General features: G+C 67.9%; 21 protein-coding genes. 13 read left to right on the top strand and 8 right to left on the bottom strand.

The genetic code is table 11. From position 1 onward, the window contains the following. Window positions 1-19 precede the first annotated feature (19 nt). On the bottom strand, window positions 20-1,609 hold the full coding sequence (locus tag H7F35_RS15045; RefSeq protein WP_187113625.1) for a hypothetical protein: 1,590 nt from the start codon (window positions 1,607-1,609) through the stop codon (window positions 20-22). Window positions 1,610-1,741: 132 nt separating this feature from the next. Here H7F35_RS15045 and thiL point away from each other — a divergent pair, with 132 nt between their 5' ends. After that, a complete protein-coding gene (gene thiL, locus H7F35_RS15040; protein WP_187113624.1) occupies window positions 1,742-2,698 on the top strand; it encodes a thiamine-phosphate kinase in 957 nt (318 codons plus the stop codon). Here the strand turns inward: thiL and H7F35_RS15035 are convergent, their stop codons facing one another. Together H7F35_RS15035 and H7F35_RS15030 are read right to left on the bottom strand one after the other, a co-directional pair. Further along, a complete protein-coding gene (locus H7F35_RS15035) occupies window positions 2,699-3,409 on the bottom strand; it encodes a DUF3053 domain-containing protein (RefSeq protein WP_187113623.1) in 711 nt (236 codons plus the stop codon). A gap of 35 nt (window positions 3,410-3,444) precedes the next feature. Further along, on the bottom strand, window positions 3,445-4,341 hold the full coding sequence (locus H7F35_RS15030) for a LysR family transcriptional regulator (protein WP_187113622.1): 897 nt from the start codon (window positions 4,339-4,341) through the stop codon (window positions 3,445-3,447). A gap of 100 nt (window positions 4,342-4,441) precedes the next feature. Here H7F35_RS15030 and H7F35_RS15025 point away from each other — a divergent pair, with 100 nt between their 5' ends. Both H7F35_RS15025 and H7F35_RS15020 read left to right on the top strand, forming a co-directional pair. After that, window positions 4,442-5,449: a Bug family tripartite tricarboxylate transporter substrate binding protein gene (locus H7F35_RS15025; protein ID WP_187113621.1), complete on the top strand. Its 1,008-nt coding sequence runs from the start codon at window positions 4,442-4,444 to the stop codon at window positions 5,447-5,449. An 18-nt stretch (window positions 5,450-5,467) separates the two neighbouring features. Then, on the top strand, window positions 5,468-7,174 hold the full coding sequence (locus H7F35_RS15020) for an FAD-dependent oxidoreductase (protein WP_187113620.1): 1,707 nt from the start codon (window positions 5,468-5,470) through the stop codon (window positions 7,172-7,174). Window positions 7,175-7,190: 16 nt separating this feature from the next. Here the strand turns inward: H7F35_RS15020 and H7F35_RS15015 are convergent, their stop codons facing one another. Then, window positions 7,191-8,651: an MFS transporter gene (locus tag H7F35_RS15015; protein WP_187113619.1), complete on the bottom strand. Its 1,461-nt coding sequence runs from the start codon at window positions 8,649-8,651 to the stop codon at window positions 7,191-7,193. A 183-nt stretch (window positions 8,652-8,834) separates the two neighbouring features. Between H7F35_RS15015 and H7F35_RS15010 the strand changes: the two genes are divergently transcribed. From H7F35_RS15010 to H7F35_RS14995, 4 genes are all read left to right on the top strand, one after another. Next, window positions 8,835-9,362, top strand: a complete 528-nt coding sequence (locus H7F35_RS15010) for a phosphatidylglycerophosphatase A (RefSeq protein WP_187114282.1) — start codon at window positions 8,835-8,837, stop codon at window positions 9,360-9,362. Window positions 9,363-9,372: 10 nt separating this feature from the next. Beyond that, entirely contained in the window at window positions 9,373-9,903 is a 531-nt protein-coding gene (locus tag H7F35_RS15005; protein ID WP_187114281.1) for a CinA family protein, read from the top strand. 189 nt (window positions 9,904-10,092) lie between these two features. After that, window positions 10,093-10,587 (top strand): nuclear transport factor 2 family protein, encoded by a 495-nt coding sequence (locus H7F35_RS15000; protein WP_187113618.1) that lies wholly within the window; start codon window positions 10,093-10,095, stop codon window positions 10,585-10,587. Further along, window positions 10,584-10,901: a GNAT family N-acetyltransferase gene (locus H7F35_RS14995; protein ID WP_187113617.1), complete on the top strand. Its 318-nt coding sequence runs from the start codon at window positions 10,584-10,586 to the stop codon at window positions 10,899-10,901. The genes H7F35_RS15000 and H7F35_RS14995 overlap by 4 nt, the downstream gene beginning before the upstream one ends. On the opposite strand, the gene H7F35_RS14990 is transcribed toward H7F35_RS14995, so the two are convergent. Both H7F35_RS14990 and H7F35_RS14985 read right to left on the bottom strand, forming a co-directional pair. Beyond that, entirely contained in the window at window positions 10,891-12,081 is a 1,191-nt protein-coding gene (locus H7F35_RS14990; protein ID WP_187114280.1) for an MFS transporter, read from the bottom strand. The two genes, H7F35_RS14995 and H7F35_RS14990, sit on opposite strands and share 11 nt — an antisense overlap. Window positions 12,082-12,500: 419 nt before the next feature. Beyond that, window positions 12,501-13,283 carry a UPF0149 family protein gene (locus tag H7F35_RS14985; RefSeq protein ID WP_187113616.1) on the bottom strand — a complete coding sequence of 261 codons (783 nt, stop codon included), beginning with the start codon at window positions 13,281-13,283 and terminating at the stop codon, window positions 12,501-12,503. Window positions 13,284-13,340: 57 nt separating this feature from the next. On the opposite strand from H7F35_RS14985, the gene H7F35_RS14980 reads away from it, so the two are divergent. Continuing rightward, window positions 13,341-15,041 carry an FMN-binding glutamate synthase family protein gene (locus tag H7F35_RS14980; RefSeq protein ID WP_187113615.1) on the top strand — a complete coding sequence of 567 codons (1,701 nt, stop codon included), beginning with the start codon at window positions 13,341-13,343 and terminating at the stop codon, window positions 15,039-15,041. A 31-nt stretch (window positions 15,042-15,072) separates the two neighbouring features. Next, window positions 15,073-15,993 carry a hypothetical protein gene (locus H7F35_RS14975; protein WP_187113614.1) on the top strand — a complete coding sequence of 307 codons (921 nt, stop codon included), beginning with the start codon at window positions 15,073-15,075 and terminating at the stop codon, window positions 15,991-15,993. Here H7F35_RS14975 and H7F35_RS14970 read toward each other — a convergent pair. Continuing rightward, entirely contained in the window at window positions 15,990-16,418 is a 429-nt protein-coding gene (locus H7F35_RS14970; RefSeq protein ID WP_187113613.1) for a putative toxin-antitoxin system toxin component, PIN family, read from the bottom strand. The genes H7F35_RS14975 and H7F35_RS14970 overlap by 4 nt on opposite strands. A gap of 137 nt (window positions 16,419-16,555) precedes the next feature. Here H7F35_RS14970 and H7F35_RS14965 point away from each other — a divergent pair, with 137 nt between their 5' ends. Continuing rightward, window positions 16,556-16,987 carry a surface-adhesin E family protein gene (locus H7F35_RS14965; RefSeq protein ID WP_187113612.1) on the top strand — a complete coding sequence of 144 codons (432 nt, stop codon included), beginning with the start codon at window positions 16,556-16,558 and terminating at the stop codon, window positions 16,985-16,987. 6 nt (window positions 16,988-16,993) lie between these two features. Here the strand turns inward: H7F35_RS14965 and H7F35_RS14960 are convergent, their stop codons facing one another. Further along, window positions 16,994-18,253, bottom strand: a complete 1,260-nt coding sequence (locus H7F35_RS14960; RefSeq protein WP_187113611.1) for a class I SAM-dependent RNA methyltransferase — start codon at window positions 18,251-18,253, stop codon at window positions 16,994-16,996. 103 nt (window positions 18,254-18,356) lie between these two features. Here H7F35_RS14960 and H7F35_RS14955 point away from each other — a divergent pair, with 103 nt between their 5' ends. The 3 genes from H7F35_RS14955 to H7F35_RS14945 all read left to right on the top strand — a co-directional run bounded on the left by H7F35_RS14955 (window position 18,357) and on the right by H7F35_RS14945 (window position 21,744). Then, window positions 18,357-20,123, top strand: a complete 1,767-nt coding sequence (locus H7F35_RS14955; RefSeq protein ID WP_261803631.1) for a hybrid sensor histidine kinase/response regulator — start codon at window positions 18,357-18,359, stop codon at window positions 20,121-20,123. Between the two features lie 431 nt (window positions 20,124-20,554). Next, window positions 20,555-21,160 carry a cytochrome b gene (locus H7F35_RS14950; RefSeq protein ID WP_187113609.1) on the top strand — a complete coding sequence of 202 codons (606 nt, stop codon included), beginning with the start codon at window positions 20,555-20,557 and terminating at the stop codon, window positions 21,158-21,160. Continuing rightward, window positions 21,157-21,744, top strand: a complete 588-nt coding sequence (locus H7F35_RS14945) for a YceI family protein (RefSeq protein WP_187113608.1) — start codon at window positions 21,157-21,159, stop codon at window positions 21,742-21,744. The genes H7F35_RS14950 and H7F35_RS14945 overlap by 4 nt, the downstream gene beginning before the upstream one ends. Window positions 21,745-21,787: the final 43 nt, after the last annotated feature.

Here is a 21,787-nt window from a genome sequence, read left to right as displayed (position 1 = left end):
GACGGAGAGATATGCATGTTCACCTCACGGTCTGGCTCTGCCCTGTCACCACAGTCGCAGGCAGGACCGGAGGCCACGCCTGCAGATAGTCGGGCTCGTAGATCAGGTCGACAAGCATGCGGGTCCACGCGGTCGAGATGTAGCCGTTGTGGACAGAGGCACTGCCAAGGCTCGGCACACGGAAGTTGAGCACGCTCTCGCTGGTCTCGATGTTCCACATGCGTCCCTGCGCGGGCACCCGGCGGGCGGACAGCGGAAAGCCGTCGCCTCCATCCTTCGATCGAAGATAGTCGAAGTCCACCTGCGCAACGTTGCAGACGGCATCGCTCCTGAGCTGCTCCCGCTGCTGCACCGACAGCATGGGACGCCGCACCAGCACGCCGCAATAGTCGGTGGGCGCATTGTTTCCTGGCGGAGTCCAGGCGTATCGCTGTACGAACTGGTTGTATTCGAACCCCTTGCCCTCGTCCTGTGCCCATGCCTTTGCACCCACATGGGCGTCGACGTTCCTGCAGTCGTTCCCGCTGCAGCGCACGACGTCCAGCAGGTGCGTGATGTAGGTCGGGAAATGGCCAATCGTCACGCCCGAAGCATCGTTCTTCTCATCCCTCTCCGGTCCGAGCCATCCCAGCGAAAACGCCATCGGGTAGATCCGGCCGGTGGCCCAGTCTTGTTTTGAAGTCAGGTTGATCCAGCTCGGACGCAGCGCCTCAGCCCGCGCAAAGCCTGGCGCATAGAGCGGCGTGAAGTAGTCCGCGCCGATCGCCGCATTGACCGTGTTCACCAGCACCCGCTCGCCCAGGGGCTGCGGGCGGCCCTGGAGAAAGTCGGGCACGAAGGCCCTGCTCAGCAGGCGGCCTCCGAACGAGTGCCCCATCACGACCATGCGGCTTTCAGGATGGGTTGCGCGCATCGCCTGGGCCACGGCCTTCAGCGTGCCACGAACGCCGTCTGGAGAAGGGTTGGCGGCGATGTCATTGGCCACCTGAGCGCGCGACCCCACGGAACGAAGCCATCTATAGCCACCATCGTAGATTTCGCCCTGCCAGCCCACATAGATGCCCAGGACATCGGGAGCGCGTCCATCGGGGAATTTGCGCACCAGCGAATCTTTCGTGCGCGCGAGCAGGTCGTCAAACTTGACGGCGTTCTCGCCCTCGTCGGAAGCGACGGTGCTCGCGTTCTGATGCCACCCGTGCACGTAGACGAGCACAAACAAGGGCTTGTGCGTGTTCTTGAGGTAGCGCTCGACGGCATCCAGCTGATTGACATCGTGCGGCCAGCCTTCGGCATTGAATTCCAGATACGCCTTCGGCAGGCTCTGTGGGATGTAGCTGGCGGGGTCCGTGCCTGCTGGAAGCGCCTGGCGGTAGGTCCACCATCCGTCGCGCCTGACGAAGACCGGTGCCGGCTTCACCGCATCGGTGTATTCGTCGTCCGTGCATTGGCGAGGTTCCTTGCAACTCACGCGTTGCCAAGCCCGGTCGGGAACATAAGACCCACAGCCTGCCAGCACGCATGCGGCGCATGCCGCAAGGAATGCGCGGCGCCGGCTGTCAGCCCCCTTGCCTGCGATTGTGGTTGACGTGGTGGTGTTGGACTGGTGCATGGCGCTCTCCCCCGGCGTGTGCATTTGTTGATCCGGCGGATTCTGGAGCTTCGCGGCGCGGACCGCCATCCTGCTTTTTAAGGATGCACGGGCACGCACGCCACTCCGGCCGCGAGCGCTTATGCTCCCCCGATGGGTGAATTTGACCTGATCACGCGCTACTTCAAGCGTCCCGCCACGCGCTCGCCGCTCGGCGTGGGTGACGACTGCGCCTTGCTCGCGCCGGCTGCGGGCATGCAGCTTGCCGTTTCTTCCGACATGCTGATCGAGGGCCGGCACTTTCTCTCGACCGTCGATCCGGCGCGGCTGGGCCACAAGGCGCTGGCGGTGAACCTCAGCGACCTCGCGGCCTGCGGCGCGAAGCCTCTGGCCTTCACGCTCGCGCTGGCGTTGCCGGGTGTGGATGAACCTTGGCTCGAAGGCTTCTCGCGCGGCCTCTTCGCGCTGGCCGACGCGCACGGCTGCGAGCTGGTGGGTGGCGACACCACGCGCGGGCCACTCAACATCTGCATCACGGTGTTCGGCGAAGTGCCGGCCGGCGCGGCGCTGTTGCGTTCGGGTGCGCGCGTGGGCGACGACATCTGGGTCAGCGGCACGCTGGGCGATGCACGGCTGGCGCTGGAGGTTTTTCGCGGCACGGTCGCGCTGTCGGCCGATGCCTTCGAGTCGGCACGCACGCGCATGGAACAGCCAACGCCGCGCGTGGCACTGGGGCAGGCACTGCGCGGCACGGCCACGTCGGCGGTGGATGTGAGCGACGGGCTGATCGGCGACCTGGGCCACATCCTCGGATCGAGCGGCGTGGGCGCCACGCTCGATGCCGATGCGGCGATTGCGCTGATCTCTGTCGAGGCGCCTGGCCTGAGCAAGGAAATCCTGCGCACCTGCGCGCTGTCGGGTGGCGACGATTACGAGCTGGTCTTTACCGCGCCACCGTCAGCGCGCGGTGCGGTCGAACAGGCCGGCAAGGACAGCGCGACGCGCGTCACGCGCATCGGCCGCATCGATGCGGAAGCGGGCCTGCGCATCGTCGATGCGAGCGGCGCGCCGGTGGCGCAGCGCTTCGGCTCGTTCGACCACTTCGTCTGATCAGGACCCGCGGACCATCGCCTGCATCTTGCGCTGGGCGGCGTTGATGGCGGCCGACTGGCCGTTCAGTTGCTGCAGCATCTTGTTCAGCTCGGCCTGCACAGCCGGGTCGGTCACGGTGACCGAGTTGCCGGAGACCTGGATCTTCGATTTGTTCTGCTGCAGAAAATCGCCGATGGTCAGTGCGCTGTCGAACACGGTGTCGAGCGCGGGAAACACGTCCTTGAACGTGGTGGCCGGCATCGTCACGGTCCTTTCGTAGGCCTTGTCGTAGACCTGCTTCAGGTCGTCGGGCTGCTTGAGTTGCGCGTGCGCCGCATCGGCCTTGGCGACCTGCTGGTCGAGGGCGGTGCGCAAACCACCCAAGCCTTCCTTCGCGGCCTTGAGGTCATCGCGGCGCGAAGCGAGGTCGGCAATGGAGCGCAGCGCGCCCTTGGCCATGACCTCGCCCATCGGCTTGCTCACCGACTGGTTCATGCCCTCGTTGAAGTCGGTGATCACCGCATAGTGCTGCGCATAGTCGCCGAACGAGGTTTTTTCTTCGGGGGTCGGTGTCGGCACGTGCAGGCCCGGCTTGTCGAGTACGCGGGTCTGCAGGAAGGCGATGAAGGCGGTGCGTTGCTCGGCCTCCTTGTTGCCGCAGGCCACCAGCGCAAAGCTGAAGGCCACGAGGAGCGACAGTGCCCCGAGACGTTGAATGAAAATTCTCATGGCGCAAGGCCCTCCTGTTGTTCCGGACTCAAGAATCATAGGGAGCGCTTCAGTGCCTCGATGAAGGCGCGCGCCGCGGCCGAGAGCGAGTGGCCGCGCTTGGTGACGATCGAGATGTCGCGCGCCACGCGCGGCGCGCTGAGCACCTTGATCACCAGCGACGGATCGGCCTCGGCACGCGCAAAGGCCGAGGGCATGATCGACGCGCCCATGCCGGCAGCCGTCATCCAGATCGCGGTGGAGAGAAAAGAGACTTCGTTCACCACGTCGAGCGTCACGCCGGCTTCGGCCGCAGTGCCGTCGATGAGCGGCCGCACGCCGTAGCCGGGCCGCACGGTGATGACGGGGTGATGGCCCAGGTCGCTCCAGCGCACGACGCGCGCCTTGGCCAGCGGATGGTCGCTGCGGCACACCAGCGCGAGGTGGTCGCGCATCAGGCGCTGCACCTCGACCTCGGTGCCGGGCCGCTCGGGCGTGCCGATACCAAAGTCCACATGCTCGCCGATGATGCGCGAGATGAACTGGTCGGGCGCGCAGTCGTTCACCAGCACGCGCACTTTCGGATGCTGTTCGTTGAATGCGCGCATGGCATCGGGCAGCAGGAAGCCCGCGAGCGTGGGCGTGATGGCCAGCGTGACGCGGCCGCGCTCGAGCGTGGCCAGTTCGCGGAAATCGTTCGAGAGCGAATCGATATCGCGCACGATGCGCTCGACCGTGACCATCATCTGCTCGGCCGCCGCCGTGGGCTTGAGCGAGCGCGTGGTGCGGTCGAAGAGGCGCGTTTCCAGTCCGTCTTCAAGCTGGCGGATCAGCATGCTCACCGCCGACTGCGTGACGAACAGCCTTTGCGCCGCCGTGCTGAGCTTGCGCAACTGGTACACGGCCAGGAAAGCGCGCAGCTGGCGGATCGTAGGACTGAAGTTCGTATTCATCAGGAAAAATGATATTTCATTCGATATTTCTTGATTTACGAATGAATCATGCCATCGTTCAATGCTCACTCGAACCGACATGCATATTCAAGGAGTCTCGATGACAGTTCCCCTCGCCTGCGGGACGAGCGCACTGCGTCGGCAGCTGATGCTGGCGACGGCTTGCACGGTCCTCGGTGGCGCGGCTTTCGCGCAGGCTCCGGCCGGCGACTATCCGAACAAACCCATCCGCATGGTCGTGACATTCCCGCCGGGCGGCAGCGCCGACGCGGTGGTCCGCATGCTGGTGCCGCGGCTCAACGAGAAGCTGGGCCAGCCGGTGGTGGTGGACAACCGGCCCGGCGCCGGCGGCAACGTGGGGCTTTCGCTGGTGGCCAAGACACCGGCCGACGGCTACACGCTGGGCCTGGGCGCAGCGGGCGCGCTGACCGCCAACGTGAGCCTGTATCCGCAGATGCCCTTCGATCCGATCAAGGACTTCAAGCCGGTGGGCATGGTCGCGGCCACGCCCTTCGTGATCGTCGGCCATCCCTCGATCGCGGCGCGCACGCAGCGCGAACTGATCGCGCTGGCGAAGTCACAGCCGGGCGGACTGTCGATCGGGCACGGCGGCAACGGCACGGCGATGCACCTGTCGGCGGCGCTGTTCGCACAGATGGCCGATGTGAAGCTGGTGGAGGTGCCGTATCGCGGCTCGGGTCCGGCGGCACTCGACACCATCGCGGGGCAGATCCCGCTTGCGCTGGTCGACCTGCCCGCTTCGCTGCAGCAGATACGGGCCGGCAAGCTGATTGCCTTCGCGGTCACCAGCGCGCAGCGTGTGCCGATGCTGCCCGACGTGCCCACGGTGGCCGAGGCCGGGCTGCCCGGCTACGACTCCACTGGCTGGTTCGGCGTGGTGGCACCGGCCGGCACGCCCGCTCCCATCGTGGCGCGGCTCAATGCGGAGATCAACGCCGCGCTCGGCGACGAGCAGATCAAGGCCTCGATGCGCAACCTCGGCGCGGAGCCGGCACCGGGCTCGACCGAAGCCTTCGAGGCCTACATCCGCTCCGAAACGAAGAAGTGGGCGAAGGTCATCCAGGCCGCCAACATCCGGCTCGACTGACAGAATTTCTTGGAAGACATGACTGACAACACCGCACTGACCGCCGACGTGATGATCGTCGGCGCGGGCCCCGTGGGACTCACGCTGGCGATGGACCTCGCCTCGCGCGGTGTCTCTGTGATCATTTGCGAAACGCGCCATTTCGCCGAGCCGCCGAACGTGAAATGCAACCACGTGGCCTCGCGCACCATGGAGCAGTTCCGCCGCCTGGGCGTGGCGCAGAAGCTGCGCGATGCGGGGCTGCCCGCGGACTATCCGAACGACGTGGTGTTCCGCACCAGCGTGACGGGCGCCGAACTCACGCGCATTCCCATCCCGTGCCGGCGCGACCGCCACACCGAGACCGAAGGCCCCGACGCATGGTGGCCCACGCCGGAGCCACCGCACCGCATCAACCAGATCTACCTGGAGCCGATCCTGCTGAAGCACACGGCCGCGCTGCCGGGCGTGACGCTCCTCAACCGCACGCAGTTCGCGGGCTTCACGCAGGACGAAGGCGGCGTGACCGCCATTGCCACCGACATGGACAGCGGCGTGACGCGCAGCATCCGTTGCCGCTACATGGTGGGCTGCGATGGCGGCAGCTCCGCCGTGCGCAAGCAGATCGGCGCCAAGCTCGAAGGCACGCCCGTCATCCAGCGCGTGCAGTCGACCTTCATCCGCGCGCCGCAACTGCGCGCCATGATCCCGGGCAAGCCGGCGTGGTCGTACTACGCAATGAACCCGCGCCGCTGCGGCACGATGTTCGCCATCGACGGCCACGAGACCTGGCTGGTGCACAACCACCTGAACGCCGAAGAGCCCGAGTTCGATTCGGTCGACCGCGACCGCTCGCTGCGCGAAATTTTGGGCGTGGGACCGGACTTCGAGTACGAGATCATCAGCAAGGAAGACTGGATCGGCCGTCGCCTCGTGGCCAACCGCTTCCGCGAAGGCCGCGTGTTCCTGGCCGGCGACGCGGCGCACCTGTGGGTGCCCTATGCGGGCTACGGCATGAACGCGGGCATTGCCGATGCGCTCAATCTCTCGTGGCTGCTGGGCGCCTGCGTGCAGGGCTGGGGCGACGAGGCGATCCTCGATGCCTACGAAGCAGAGCGCCAGCCGATCACCGAGCAGGTGTCGAACTTCGCGATGGACCATGCGCAGAAGATGATTCGCGCGCGCCGCGCCGTGCCGTCGAACATCGAGGAGCCCGGCCCCGCGGGCGATGCGCTGCGGGCCGACATCGGGCGCGAGGCCTACGAACTCAACGTGCAGCAGTTCTGCTGCGGCGGGCTGAACTTCGGCTACTTCTACAGCGGCTCGCCGATCATCATTGCGGACGGCGAACACACGGCGCCGCCCTATTCGATGGGCGACTTCACGCCGTCCACCGTGCCCGGCTGCCGTGCACCGCATTTCTGGCTGGCCGACGGCCGTTCGCTCTACGACGCCTTCGGGCCCGGCTACACGCTGCTGCGCTTCGACCGCAGCGTGGACGTGAAGCCGATCGAGCATGCGGCACGCGCCTACAAGATGCCGCTCACGGTGCTGGACATCGAGACCGAGGACGTGCCCAAGGCCTACACGCACCGCCTGGTGCTGTGCCGCGCCGACCAGCATGTGGCCTGGCGCGGCGCGCATCTGCCGGCCGAGGTCTACGACCTGGTGGCGATGCTGCGCGGCGAAGCCCAGCGCGTGCGGGCACGCAAGCGGGCGCTGGCCTGGGAAGGCGTGGTCGCCTGAACCCGGCGGGGCCCGTTCACCAGGTCCGCCGCGCCACGGTGCTGTACGCCAGCCACGCCGCCAGCGCGGGGGCCAGCGCAAAGCTCGCGAACAGCCAGATGGCTGCCGAGCGCCCGCCTTCGGTGCCGCCCGGCACGGTCAGGCCCGCCGCATTGGCGACAAGCCCCGCCACCGCCGCGCCCACAGCCATGCCATAGAGCTGCACCGTGGTGATCGAGGCGGAGGCCCGGCCTTCCTCGCCCTTGGGGGCCAGCGACATCACCCGCGTCACCAGGTGCGGCCAGCCGATGCCCACGCCCAGGCCGACTGCTGCCAGCGCGATGGCCACGAGCACCATCTCGAAGCCCGCGCCGAGCAGGCCCGGTGCCGGCAGCAGCAGCACCAGCGCAACCAGACCCAGCGTGCAGATCACCGGCCCGGCGCGCAGCATGCGGTCGGCCCCAGCACCGCTGCGGCCCGACGACAGCAGCGAGCCCACGCTCCAGCCGCCCGCCATCGCCGCCGTGAGGTAACCCGCCATGAGCGGCGAATGGCCGTGCAGCAACTGCAGGAAGTACGGCACGAAGATCTCGGTGGTGGTGCCGATCAGCAGCAGCGCCACGCTGGCGTAGATGGCACCGAGCGGCGTGCGCACGGCATAGGCGCCGGTGGGCAGCACACGCACGGTGGCGCTGCGGTCGATGCGCGTGGCGGCGAAGCCGATGGCCAGCCCGAGCACCACGCCGGCGGCCTGCCAGGGCAGGTCGGACAGGAAGCCGCTCGCGGCAATCACCAGCACCGAGGCCGCGAGCAGGCCGATCTGCAGGGCCGGCACGCGCGGCAGGGTCGCGGGGCGTTCATGCTTCACACCGGCCGAGGGCCGCAGTTGCACCAGCACCAGCACCGCCTGGGCGGCGGCCACCGGCAGCAGGAACCAGAAGGCCCAGCGCCAGTGCCCGGCCTGCGCGAACAGCCCGCCCACGGCCGGCCCGCACAGCGTGGCAACGCCCCACATGCCCGACACCAGTGCCACCGCGCGCGGCCAGAGCCGCTGCGCGAACACCAACTGGATCAGCCCGTAGCTCAGCGCGGCGAGCATGCCGCCGCCGAGCCCTTGCACCGTGCGGCCGGCGAGCATCCAGTGCATGGCCGGTGCGATCGCGCAGCCCACCGAGCCGGCGCTGAACACCGCCAGCGCCGCAAGGCAGGCACCACGCGGCCCGAGCACCGCGAGCAACCGCACCGACAGCGTGGCACCGAGGATGGAGCCGACCACGAACAGCGTGGTGCTCCAGGCGTACCAGTCGAGCCCGCCGATCTCGCGCACCACCGATGGCAGCACGGTCGTCACGATGTGGACGTTGATGGCATGCAGCGCGACCCCGCCGGTCAATGCAAGCGCACGCCAGCCATTGCGGCCGGTGAACAGCTCGCTCCATGCGGCGGTGGGGGACGGCGCTTGCAAGGCGGCGGAATCGGCGGAAGAAGAAGACGACATGGCAGACACGAAGGACGGAAAGGAGTCCGAATACTAGGTGGCCCCACTTAATTAAACAAGCTATTGCTTTGATAAATAGAAACTTCGGCGCGCGGGCCAGGGCGCAGATGCGCGACACTTCTGCCCCTGATGCAAGCCGTTTCTTCCTCCGATACCCGCGACATCCACGACGCCACCGGCCCCATGCCGACACCCACGCTGCCCCGCCCCACCGTCCGCTTTCTGTTCTCGCACCCCGCGCATGCCATCGCGCTGGGTTTCGGCTCCGGGCTGCCGCGTTTCGCGCCCGGCACCGTGGGCACGCTGTGGGCCTGGGTGGCTTTCGTGGTGATGCAGCTGTGGTTCACGCCCGCCACCATCGGCTGGATCGTCCTGGCGTCGCTGCCCATCGGCTGGTGGGCCTGCACGGTGACCGCGCGCGACATGAACATCGCCGACCCCGGCGCCGTGGTGTGGGACGAGGTGGTCGCCTTCTGGATCGTGCTGTGGCTGGTCACGCCGGCCGGGCTGCTCGCGCAGGCCATCGCGTTCGCGCTGTTCCGTTACTTCGATGCCGCCAAGCCCGGACCGGTGGCCTGGGCCGACGCGCTGTTCAAGCAGCGCGATGCGGCCCAAGTGCGCTGGTGGCGCGCGGGCTTCGGCATCATCCTCGACGATCTGGTGGCCGCCTTTTGCACGCTGCTGGTCATTGCGCTTTGGCGCGCATGGTGAAAAACCGATGATGGATTCTTCTTCGACCTTGTCTTCCGCGTCGCCGACGCTCGCCGACCAGGACACGCCCGCGCTGGTCGTGACCGTGGCCGGCCTGCTGCAGCAAAAGGGCTGGATGCTGGCCACCGCCGAAAGCTGCACGGGCGGGCTGATTGCCGCCGCCTGCACCGAGCTTGCAGGTTCGAGCGCATGGTTCGAGCGCGGCTTCATCACTTACTCCAATGGCGCCAAGACCGAGCTGCTGGGCGTGGACGCCGCGGTCATCGCGGCGAACGGCGCCGTCAGCGAGCCGGTGGTGCGTGCCATGGCCACGGGCGCGATCGCGCACTCGCCGCCGTCGCGCGTGGCGCTGGCCGTCACCGGCGTGGCGGGGCCGACCGGCGGCACGCCCGACAAGCCGGTGGGCACTGTGTGGTTCGGCTGGTCGGTCGATGGCGAGGTCCGCACCGAACGCCGGCGCTTCGACGGCGACCGCGCCACGGTGCGCGCGGCCACGGTGCACTACGCGCTGCAGACGCTGGTCGAACTGCTCGCGCGATAGAGGCCGCCCCTCGTCGAGGCTCAGGCTTTCATGAACTCGCCGACGGTCCGGCGCGACCGTGCGGTGCCGTTCAGCGAACTGCCCGAGCGGCTCGCGGTGCACCGCCTGGCGCATCCACACGGTCTATGATTTCCTCGCGCGCACCCTGTTCAAGGTGATGTGACCCCGCTCCCCAACCCCAGAGGCCCCATGACCGCAGCCACCAATGCCCAGACCATCGAGCGCTTCTACAGCGCCTTCTCGAAACTCGATGCCGCCACCATGGCCGCCTGCTACGCCCCCGACGCGGAATTCGACGACGAGGCTTTTTCGCTGCGCGGCCGGCGTGAGGTCGGCGGCATGTGGCGCATGCTGGCCCTGGCCACGCGCGCCAAGGGCGCGGACGTGTGGCGCCTGAAGTGGAGCGACGTGCAGGCCGACGAGACCACGGGCAGCGCCCATTGGGACGCGCACTACCGCTTCAGCGCCACCGGTCGCCTGGTCGACAACAGCATCGACGCGCGCTTCACCTTCACGCCCGAAGGACTGATCGCGACGCACCGCGACAGCTTCCCGTTCTGGACCTGGTCGCGCCAGGCCCTGGGCACGCCGGGCCTGCTGCTCGGCTGGACACCGATGCTGCGCAAGAAAGTGCGCGCCACTGCCGCCACCAACCTTGCCGCCTTCCTGGCACGCCAACCATGAGCAATACCACCGACCTCGCCTTCACCAACAACGAAGCCCTGCACCGCTACGAGGCAACGCTCGACGGCAAACTCGCGGCCTATGCCGAGTACAACCTGCTGACCGAAGCGATCATGTTCACGCACACCGAGGTGCTGCCGGAACACGAAGGCAAGGGCGTGGGCTCGGGCATCGCGAAGCACGTGCTCGACGAGGCCCGCGCCAAGGGGCTGCATGTGATTCCGGTGTGCCAGTTCATTGCGGGCTACATCCGCAAGCACCGCGAATATGCCGACCTCGTTCGGCCGGACATCCAGCGCGCCTTCAAGATTTGAACGAGCCGGCCTTCGGCGCGGGCAGCCACGCGAAGGCCACGATGCCCAGCACCAGCAGTGCGGCAATGGTCGCCAGCACCGCGGTCAGCGGGTCGGCGCCATGCGCTGCGGCCATCGAGGCCGCGACACCCGTTCCCCATTGCATGAACGCCACGCCGAGGAACATGGCCATCGTGAAGACGGCCATCGCGCGCCCGGTGAGCGCCACCGGGTAGGCGCCGCGCACGTCGGCGTACTGCCAGACGATGAAGCCCGACAGCACGCCGATCAGCACCATGCCGCCGATGTCGAGCCAGGCCGAGTGTAGAAAAGCGATGAGCGCGAACAGCGCCGCGTAGACCAGCCCGCAGGCCACGATCCAGCGGCGGCGCGCGGCGGCACCGTCACGGTCGAGCTTGCCGAACAGGGGCGCGCCGAACAGAGAGATGACCGACACCACCAGCGCCACATTGCCGCTCTGCACCAGCGAGTAGCCGTGGCGCTCCATCATGAGCGGCCCGAGCCAGAGCCCGCGCAGCGAGATGAAGGCTGCATAGGTGACCGCGCCGAGCACGATGATGCCGAGCGTGTGCGGCATAGCGAACAGCGCGCCGAACTGGCGGATCGCCTCGGGGATCGACTCCTTCACCTGCGGCATGGCCGAAGCCGGCTCGTGCACCCAGTGCCAGATCGCGAGCCAGGCCAGCGCGGCAGCCACGGCCAGCACCAGGAAACCCGCGCGCCATGAGTAGGCCTGCACCAGCCAGGCCAGCGGTGTGCCCGTGGCCAGCATGCCCAGGCCGCCGATGGCCAGCACCATGCCCGAGACGGTGGCGAAGCGTGCCGCCGGAAAGTGCCGAGCGATGAAAACGGTGCATACGAGGAATGCTGGCGCGCAGCCGACACCGATCAGCGCCTGCCCTGCCACCAACATGAGGTAGCTCGAAGACACGGCTGACAGCAGCGCGCCCACGATGGCGATGGGAAAGGCCACCAGCACTGTGCGCCGCACACCGTGCAGGTCGATGCCGATGCCCATGAAGAGCTGCATGGCGCCGAAGGCGAAATGAAAAGCCCCCGAGAAAATCCCGAGGGCCTGGGCCGACAGCTTGAAGTCGGCCTGCAGCGGGCTCGCCATGATGGCGCCGACCGTGCGAAAGGCCTGGCTCAGCGCGACACCGGCGCACAGCGCGAGGACCATGACCCAGGCTGCTCGGGGCGTCAGGGGTTCTGTGGTGGAGCGCTGTATCTGCGGGGTCATGTCGGTGTGTTTTTGTTCAAGGCGGGTTCTGGGTCATTCAGGGCGCGTGCGAATGACACCAGGTGCTCCCCTCCGCGAATGTCCCCCGCTTCGCTCCTCCTTTATTTCGCTGCGGGGAGCACCTGGCGTCATTCGCACCTGGGCACGCTGCTATTGATCCTGCGATCAACAACCGCTCTGTCCAACGCTCACGTCGATACGGGGCTCTTTTTCGCGAAATAAAGGAGGAGCGAAGCGGGGGACATTCGCGAAAAAGAGCACCGTGTCGGCGTGGGCGATGCCCTGAACAGCAGCAGCGCTCAAACCACACAACGCGACGAACCGAAGAGCAAGGTGGCATCCCGGGATGCAAAGCTCAGTTACTCACCGTGGCACTTCTTGTACTTCTTGCCGCTGCCACAGGGACAGGGATCGTTGCGACCAGGCGTGGCTTCCTTGCGGATCGTCTCGACCTTCGGCCCCAGGCTCTTCCAGAGCTGGCGCAGGTCGTAAACCGCCCAGATGACGGCGCCGAAATCGTCCAGCCGCTGCTGGCTCACGCTGGGCGGGCCGTCGTCGCTGAACATCGAGACCGTGGGCTTGGCGGTGTCGTCTTCGGTGAGCGCCACGATGTTGTCGAGCGCGTCGTTGAGCATCTGCGCGGCATCCTTGTCGCGCGGGGCGGCCCATTCCTCGGGCCAGTTCTCGACCGCGTACATGAAGCCCAGCGCCCAGACCTGTGCGAACGAGGGAATTTCCTCGCCTGCCATCTCGGCGCGTTCTTCTTCGGGCAACGAGGCGATGGCGCCGCGGGTGTCGAGCACCTCGGGCTGCCAACTGCGTTCGTCGTCCAGCGTCTCGACGGGGGCGTCCAGGCCCTCTTCGATCTCGCGCCAGCGGCGCTTCCAGTTCCAGACGAACTCCATCTGCTGCGCGGGCGTGAAGCTGTCGCCCAGCAGCACGGGCCAGTATTCAGCGGGTGGAATTGGCCGGCGGGTGCAGATCAGCGCGGCCATGAAGCCTTCGCAGAACTCCCACTGGGGAATTTCCTCGTCGTGCTCGCGCATGGCGTCCAGCGCGTGGTCGAGGGCGTCGAAATCGTCGGGGCCGAGGGGTTCCTGGGCGGGCGGAGGGGTCTGGGGGGTATCGGAGGAGGTCGTCATGGCAAGTTCGGGGCAGCCCTCTATGATGCAGCAGGCTCTGGTAGTCATCTCATTTCTATGCCCACGATTATTCCGTTTCCGACGCGTTACAGCGCCTTTGCCCTGTGCGTGGTTGGTCTGATCGCCTGCCTCGCCACTGTTTTCGTGTCGCCACACCTGTGGCTGGCCTGGATCGGCGTGGTTGTTTTCGCGGTGCTCAGCGGCACCGGCGTGCACGACCTGCGCCAGACCCGGCATGCCATCTTGCGCAATTACCCGGTGATCGGCCACATCCGCTTTCTGCTGGAGTACATCCGCCCCGAGATGCGGCAGTACTTCATCGAGAGCGACTCCGAGGCCGCGCCCTTCTCGCGCGCGCAACGCTCGCTGGTCTATCAGCGCGCCAAGGGCGACCCGGACAACCGGCCCTTCGGCACGCAGCTCAACGTGACGATCGCGGGCTACGAGTGGATCAACCATTCGATGCAGCCGACGAAGCTGGAGGACCACGATTTCCGCATCGTGATCGGCGGCACGCCGCAGCCGGCCGACGCCAACCCCGCGCAGGTCTGTACCCAGCCTTACAGCGCGAGCGTGTTCAACATCTCGGCCATGAGCTTCGGCGCACTGTCGGCCAACGCGATCCTGGCGCTCAACCAGGGCGCCAAGATGGGCGGCTTTGCGCACGACACCGGCGAAGGATCGATCTCGCAGCACCACCGCGTGCACGGCGGCGACCTGATCTGGGAAATCGGCTCCGGCTATTTCGGCTGCCGCAACGACGACGGCACCTTCAACGCCGAGCGCTTCAGCACCAATGCGCGCGACCCGCAGGTGAAGATGATCGAGATCAAGCTGAGCCAGGGCGCCAAGCCCGGCCACGGCGGTGTGCTGCCGGCGCCGAAGGTCACGCCCGAGATCGCGGCGGCGCGCGGCGTGCCGGTGGGCGTGGACTGCATTTCGCCCTCGTCGCACAGCGCGTTCTCCAATCCGACCGAGATGATGCATTTCGTCGCCAAGCTGCGCGAGCTGTCGGGCGGCAAGCCGACCGGCTTCAAGTTCTGCCTGGGCCATCCGTGGGAATGGTTCGGCATCGTCAAGGCGATGCAGGCCACCGGCATCACGCCCGACTTCATCGTGGTCGACGGTGCCGAGGGCGGCACGGGCGCCGCGCCGGTCGAGTTCAGCGACCACGTGGGTGCACCGCTGCAAGAGGGCCTGCTGCTGGTGCACAACACGCTGATCGGCGTGAACCTGCGGCACCGCATCAAGATCGGCTGCGCCGCCAAGGTGATCACCGCCTTCGACGTGGCCCGCATGATGGCGCTGGGCGCCGACTGGTGCAACGCGGCACGCGGCTTCATGATGGCGCTGGGCTGCATCCAGGCGCAGAGCTGCCACACCGGCCACTGCCCTACCGGCGTGACCACGCAGGACCCGCTGCGCCAGCAGGCGCTGGTGGTGCCCACCAAGGCCGACCGCGTGCGCAACTTCCACCGCAGCACGCTGCATGCGCTGCAGGAGCTGGTGCAGGCCGCGGGCCTGGACCATCCGCAGCAGATCACCGCGCACCACATCGTGCGCCGCATCTCCGACACCGAAGTGCGCCTGTTGAGCAACCTGGTGATGCAGGTGCAGCCGGGCGCGCTGCTCGGCGCGCTCGACGAGCAGCACAATGTTTTCAGAACCTACTGGCCGCTGGCCAGCGCAGAGAGCTTCCAGCCTGTGACGCAGGGCCCGCAAGGGTTGCGGGTCACGGGCCTCGCCATGGCTGCATGAGCGCAGCGCGAAGTGCGAACGTACTGACCTGATGAATCCACTGAGACGAGGCGCCCCGACGCGCCTGCAGATGCGCAAGGGAGCCGCTTCGGCCCCCGCGCCCCTCGATGCCCTCCCGAACCCGCCGGCACCCGGCGACTACGCGGAGTTCCTGCGCACCACCCTGCCGCGGCAGCAGAAGAACGTGGCGAGCCACCGCTTCGGCAGCGAGCGCGTGTGGCTCAAGAAGGCCGGCCCGCGCCACGGCAAATGGGGCTACCGCGTGATGGCGGCGGTCGCGCGCATGGTGCGCCTGGACATCATCAAGCCGGTGCCCAACCCGGGCGGCGAAGCAGCCATTGCCACCGAGGCCCGGCGCCTGAAGCAGTTGGCGGCCGCCGGCCTGCGCGTGCCCACCGTGCTGGCGCAGCAGGCGGACGGCCTGCTGATCTCCGACCTCGGCGAAAGCGGCCGCGCCACTGTCGTGCTGCAGGAGCGGCTCGACCACGCCGCCGCCACCGGCCCTGCCGCCCTGCTCGCCGTGTGGCGCGAAGGCCTTGTGGCCATCGCGGCCGTGCACCTGTGCGGCCAGCACTTGAGCCAGGCCTTCGACCGCAACCTCGTGCAATGCCCCGACGGCGTGATCGGCTACATCGACTTCGAGGACGACCCCGCCGAAGTCATGACGCTGGCCGAATGCCAGGCGCGCGACTGGCTCAGCTATCTGCATTCGACGGCCATGATGCTGGAAGCCGCTGCCCCGCAGGCCGCGGGACTGCACTGGCATGCGGCGCTGGCCGGCGTGAATGAAGAGGTGCGCGAGCGCATCGCCAATGCGGCGCGTCGCATGAAGTGGGCGCAGAAGCTGCCGGCGAGCCGGCGTTGGGGACGCGATACGCAGCGGGTGCGGGCAGTGGCGCGGCTGTTGGGGCAGTGGCACGGGGTGCCACCCACCCACACGTCTGCCAGCTAGGGCGAAAAAGCCGCCTGCACCGCCACACCCCGCAGTGCCAGCCGCTTCTTCATCGACAGCACCGCCCGGTCCTTGCTCAGCAGCAGCGCACCATGCGCCACGGCCAGGTCGATGAAGACCTGGTCATCGGGATCGCTGCAGACGCAAGGCGCGCGCGGCGGCGTGTCGGCCAGCATCTGCACGCGCGCATCGAACTCGGCCAGCACGGCGGGCACTTCGAGCCCCCGCTGCGCCATGCGTCTGGCAATGAGCGGATAGCCGAGCACGCGCGCAAGCTCGGTGCGCATGGCGTCGGAAGCGATCCAGCGCAGTTCGCCCGCCGCAAGCCTTTCGGTCAGCCGATCCCACGACGGGTCCTCGAAGACCAGCAGGTCGAGCGCGATGTTGGTGTCGATGACGACAGGGTCGGATGCGGTAAAGGTCATGGATGCGTGGGGACTATCGCCGATGTTGCACCATGCGGGGTCGGCGTCAGCCTCGAGTGGGTTCGGCGCCTGACAATGCGGCGGCGCCGGTCGCGCGTTGCACGCCGCGCACTCTCCCAACACGCACTTCCTTTTTCATGAAACGACTTCCGCTGCTCTGCCTTGTCCTGCTCGCCGGCGCGGGTGTCCGGGCCGAGTGGCTGACGCTGAACGGCTCGCCCGGCGACGCCGGCAACAGCTACGTGCAGGTCGATCCGACCAGCGTCGAGGTGAACGGATCGCGCCGCAACGTGACGCTGCGCATGAGCTTGGCGGAAGACCGCACCAGCAAGGACGGCGTGCGGTTCCGCTCCTTCCTGGCCCGCGCGAGCGTCGATTGCGAGGCCCGCAGCGCACGCTATGTGAGTGCCACCTACTTCGCCCACCCGAACTTCGTCGGCGAGCCGGTCGCGGTGAAGAATTTCGAGGAAGACGACGTGCGCCCGATGACCTTCGCGGGCGCGCCGGGCGACCTGGCCGTCCGCACGGTGAATGCGGCGTGCAGCGTCGGCGCCCCGCGCCAGCAGTGACTCAGCCTATTCAGCCGCTTCCTGCTGCGGCGCCCGGTTGGAGCCCCGGACCAGGTCGAAGCGGAACAGCCGGCATTCGATGGGCCCGTTCCACATCGGCACACGGCGCGATTCCTTCAGCCGCATCTGCTTGGGCAGCTTCAGGTCGGGCGTGAGCACCCAGGCGGTCCAGCCGGCGTAGTTCTTCTTCCAGTGCGTGGCCAGTTGCGGAAAGAAATCGCCGCCGTTGCCATCGCCGCCTTCTGCGTCACCGGAGGTCTGGGCGGCTTCGCGCGCGCCGAAGCGGGCCACGCCGCCAACTTCGATCCGCTCGCCGTACGGCGGGTTGAGCATGATCACGCCGCCTTCGGCCGGGGGCATGCGCTGCAAGGCGTCGCCACCACGGAATTCGATGGCATCGGCCACGCCGGCGCGCTCGGCATTGCGCTCGGAAAAATCGACCATACGGTGCGAAACGTCTGACCCAAAAATCGCGACATCGCCCGTGGACACTTGGGATTCAGCTTCTTTTTTGATAGCAGTCCAGACATGCGCCTGGAATGGCAGCAACTTCTCGAAGCCGAACTGCCGCAGCGAGCCGGCCGGAATGCCGCGCGCAATCTGCGCCGCCTCGATGGCGATGGTGCCGCTGCCGCAGCAGGGGTCGTACAGCGCTTGCGCGGCCACCGCGCCGGTCTCGGGGTTCCACCAGCCGCTGGCGGCCAGCATGGCGGCGGCCAGGGTTTCCTTCAGCGGGGCATCGCCCTTGTCCTGGCGCCAGCCGCGCTTGAACAGCGGCTCGCCCGAGGTGTCGATGTACAGCGTGCAGTGGTCGGTGGTCAGGTGGGCGAACACGCGGCAGTCGGGCCACTGGGTCTCGATGCTGGGGCGCACGCCGTGGGCCTTGGCGCGGAAGCGGTCGGCAATGGCGTCCTTGATGCGCAGCGTGGCGAAGTTCAGGCTCTGCAGCGGGCTGTGCTGGGCGGTGGTCTCGATCTTGAAGGTCTGCTTCGGGGTGAACCAGATCTCCCAGGCCACGCCGCTGGCGATGGCGTAGAGGTCGTTCTCGTTGCGGTAGGGCGCATGGGCCAGCTCGACCAGCACGCGCTGCGCCAGGCGGCTGTGCAGGTTGAGCTTCAGGCCGTCGCGCCAGTCGGCACGCACCCGCACGCCGCCGCGCAGCGTGAGCAGGTCTTGCCCGGCACGGCCGGTCAGGGCGTGCACCTCTTGGGCGAGGAATTCCTCGACGCCGGCGGCGCAAGGCAGGAAAAAGGAAAGATCGTTCACGGAAAGTTGGCCATCGGGAAGCCCGACTAGGGGCCTCCATTGTCGCCGCGTCACGGTGCTTCTCTATATAGTCGATTCGCCCATGACTCCCACCCCTGCCCCCATGGCTGTCCCGGCCGCGCCCGGCGGCGACGGCTTTGCGATCCAGTGCGAGGTGCTGCGGCTGTCCGTGCGGCCGATCGGGCCGGTGCTGCTGGTGCAGTACCTGCTCAACTGCGGCGTGGCAGCGCTCTTTGCCTGGCAGTACTCGCTGTCGCGCGCGCTGGTGTGGATCGCGCTCGTCACGCTGGTGACGGCGATGCGCGGCTTCTTCCCGCAGCGGCTGCCCGACCCGTTCACGCCCGAGAGCCTGCGCGCCGCACAGCGCACCCACACGCTGCGCACCGGCATCTGGGAGCTGGCGCACGGGTTGGCCGGCGTGCTGCTGTTCAACCCGGAACGCGTCGACCAGCAGTTGCTGCTCGGCCTGATCCTGATGGGCATGACGCTGTCGTCGGCGTTCTCGGTGTCGTTCTACACGCCGGCCACGCAACTGGCGATCACGCTGCTGCTGGCGCCGGTGGTCCTCACGGGGCTCTGGCTGGGCGCGCCGATGATGGTGGCGGTGGTCGTCATCGGCATCGGCCTGATCGCGATGATGTGGAAGCTGGTGGCCGAGCGTTCCCGCCAGCTCGAGGAAAACATCGGCCTGCGTCTGAACGAGCGCACGCTGCGCGAACAGGCGCTGGCGGGACTGCGCGCCTCCGAGCAGGCGCAGGCCGAGCGGCTGCGTTTTTTCTCGGCCGCCAACCACGACCTGCGTCAGCCGGTGATGGCCATCGGCCTGCAGGCCGAGGTGCTGCGCCAGCAGTTGCAAAGTGGCGCGGACATGCCGGCCGTGCAGTACACGGTCGCCTCGCTGGCCCGCGCGCAGCAGGCGCTCGAGGGGCTGACCAACCAGTTGCTCGAAATCGGCCGCATCGAGGCCGCCGTCGACCCGCTGCGGCCGGTGGCGGTGGCGCTGGCACCGCTGCTGCAGGAGCTTGCGCGCCAGGCCGGCGATGGCCGAGTGATGGTGCGTTGCCCGGCGGATACCGTCGTCTGGAGCGACGCGGTGTCACTGCGCCGCGTGCTTGCCAACCTGGTCGACAACGCTGTCAAGTTCACGCCGCGCGGCCGGGTGCTGCTGGCGGTGCGGGCGCGCCGGCGCAGCGGCAAGCGAGCCTGGCGCGTCGAGGTGCGCGACAGCGGCATCGGCATCGCGGCGGATTCGCAGGAGCGGGTGTTCAATGACTTCGAGCAGATCGGCAATGTGGAGCGCAACCTGCAGCACGGACACGGCCTGGGCCTGGCGATCGTGCGGCGGCTGGCGGCGCAGTTGGGCATCGAGGTCGGGTTGCGCTCGGCGCCGGGACGGGGCTCGGTCTTCAGCTTCGAGTTGCCTGCGGCTTCGGGTGATGCGGTGGTGGTGACCCAGCCCTCGCCTGTGCCGCACGTCAGCGTCGACACGCCACCCACGCTGCGCCCCGGGCTCGCCGTGCTGGTGGTGGAAGACAACGCAGTGGTTGCCGACAGCCTGTCCGCGCTGCTGCGGCAGTGGGAGGCGTCGCCGCGCGTCTATGCCAGTGCCGCCGAGGCGCTGGCGCTGGCCGACCTGCATGCGCTCGACGCGGCGCTGTGCGACATCCGGCTGCCGGGCGCGCTCGACGGCATCGCGCTGGCCGAGAAGCTGCAACGGCAAAAGCCGTCGCTGACCATCGCGCTGATCTCGGCCGACATCAACGAAGCCACCCAGCGGCTGGCCGCCGAGCGCGGCTGGCATGCGCTGCGCAAGCCGGTGCAGCCGGACGAGCTGCGCGGTGTGTTGCTGAGGGCGCAGCAACAAGGCTGAGCGCTTGTTCGAGCCCCTTGGGCAGATGCATGCGGGGTTCGGTTCGCGGCGCTGTTGTTCAGGGCAAGTGCGAATGACACCGGGAGCTCCCCTCCGCGAATGTCCCCCGCTTCGCTCCTCCTTTATTTCGCTGCGGGGAGCACCCGGTGTCATTCGCACATGGGCACGCTGCTGGTGATCCTGCGATCAACCACCGCTCGGTCCAACGCTCACGTCGATACGGGGCTCTTTTTCGCGAAATAAAGGAGGAGCGAAGCGGGGGACATTCGCGAAAAAGAGCACCGTGTCGGCGTGAGCGACGCCCTGAACAGCAGCACCAAAAACAACGTTGACCTGGATAGACCACAGACAGGCGCCCTGGCACGGCCCATGCACCGGGGTCAAGGGCTTCCGAGATATGCTCCGCGCACAGGCCGCCGGTCCTGCCCCCGATGTCCGCCGACACACCCTCCCCCCTTCCCGCCGCCGACGCGCGCAGGCTGCGCTATGGCACGGTCGCGATCGTGCTGCACTGGCTGCTGGCGGCCATGATCGTGGGCTCGCTCGGCGTGGGCCTGTACATGACGGGCCTGCCCTTCTCCCCGCTGCGGCTGAAGCTCTACAGCTGGCACAAGTGGGCCGGCGTCACCATCCTGCTGCTGTCGGCGCTGCGGCTGCTGTGGCGCCTGGGCCACCCGCCGCCAGCGCTGCCCGCGCCCGTGGCGGCGGCCATGCCGGGCTGGCAGATCGCAGGGCACCGGGTCAGCCATGCGCTGATGTACCTGCTGTTCTTCGCGGTGCCGCTGCTGGGCTGGGCCTACAGCTCGGCGCTCGGTGTGCCGGTGGTTTGGTTCGGCGTGCTGCCGCTGCCCGACTTCGTGCCGCTCGACAAGGATTTCGCCGAGGCCGTGCTCAAGCCGCTGCACAAGGGCAGCGCGTTCGCGCTGGCCGGCATCACGCTGCTGCATGTGGCGGCAGCGCTCAAGCACCACTGGATCGACCGCGACGGTCTGTTGAAACGCATGTGGCCTGCGCCACGCAAGGAATCTGCCGGATGAAGCGCCTCTCCCGTCTACTGCCCTTCGCGGCGCTCGCGCTCGCATTCACCGCGGCAATGCCCGTGGGCGCCGAACCGGCGGCCACGCGGCTGGTGGCGGACACGAGCCAGATCACCTTCGTCAGCAAGCAGATGGGCGTGCCGGTGGAAGGCAGCTTCAAGAAGTTCGATGCGCAGGTCGCCTTCGATCCGAGGAAGCCCGAGGGCGGCACGGTCGCGCTGCAGATCGACACGGCCAGCGCCGGCTTCGGCGTGCCCATGAGCGATGCCGAGTTGCCCAAGCAGCCGTGGTTCGATGCCGCGCACTTTCCGCAGGCGAGCTTCCAGTCGAGCGCCATCCACGCGCTGGGCGACGGCAAGTTCGAGATGGCGGGCAAGCTCACCATCAAGGGCGTGGCGCGCCATGTGACGGTGCCGGTCGGCATCGTGGCGGCCGGCGGCAACTACGCGGTGGCCACCGGAAGCTTTACGATCCAGCGGCTCGACTACAAGGTGGGCGACGGCGAATGGACCGACACCTCGGTGGTCGCCAACGAGGTGCAGGTGCGCTTCAAGCTCACGCTCGCGGGCTTCGGGCCCCTGTGAAGCGCCTGACCGGGCCGGCCTGTACACCCCTCACTCACCAGAA

The sequence above is a fragment of the Variovorax sp. PAMC26660 genome, assembly GCF_014302995.1.
Classification (GTDB): domain Bacteria; phylum Pseudomonadota; class Gammaproteobacteria; order Burkholderiales; family Burkholderiaceae_C; genus Variovorax.
This window is presented reverse-complemented; position numbering and strand designations above follow the sequence as displayed.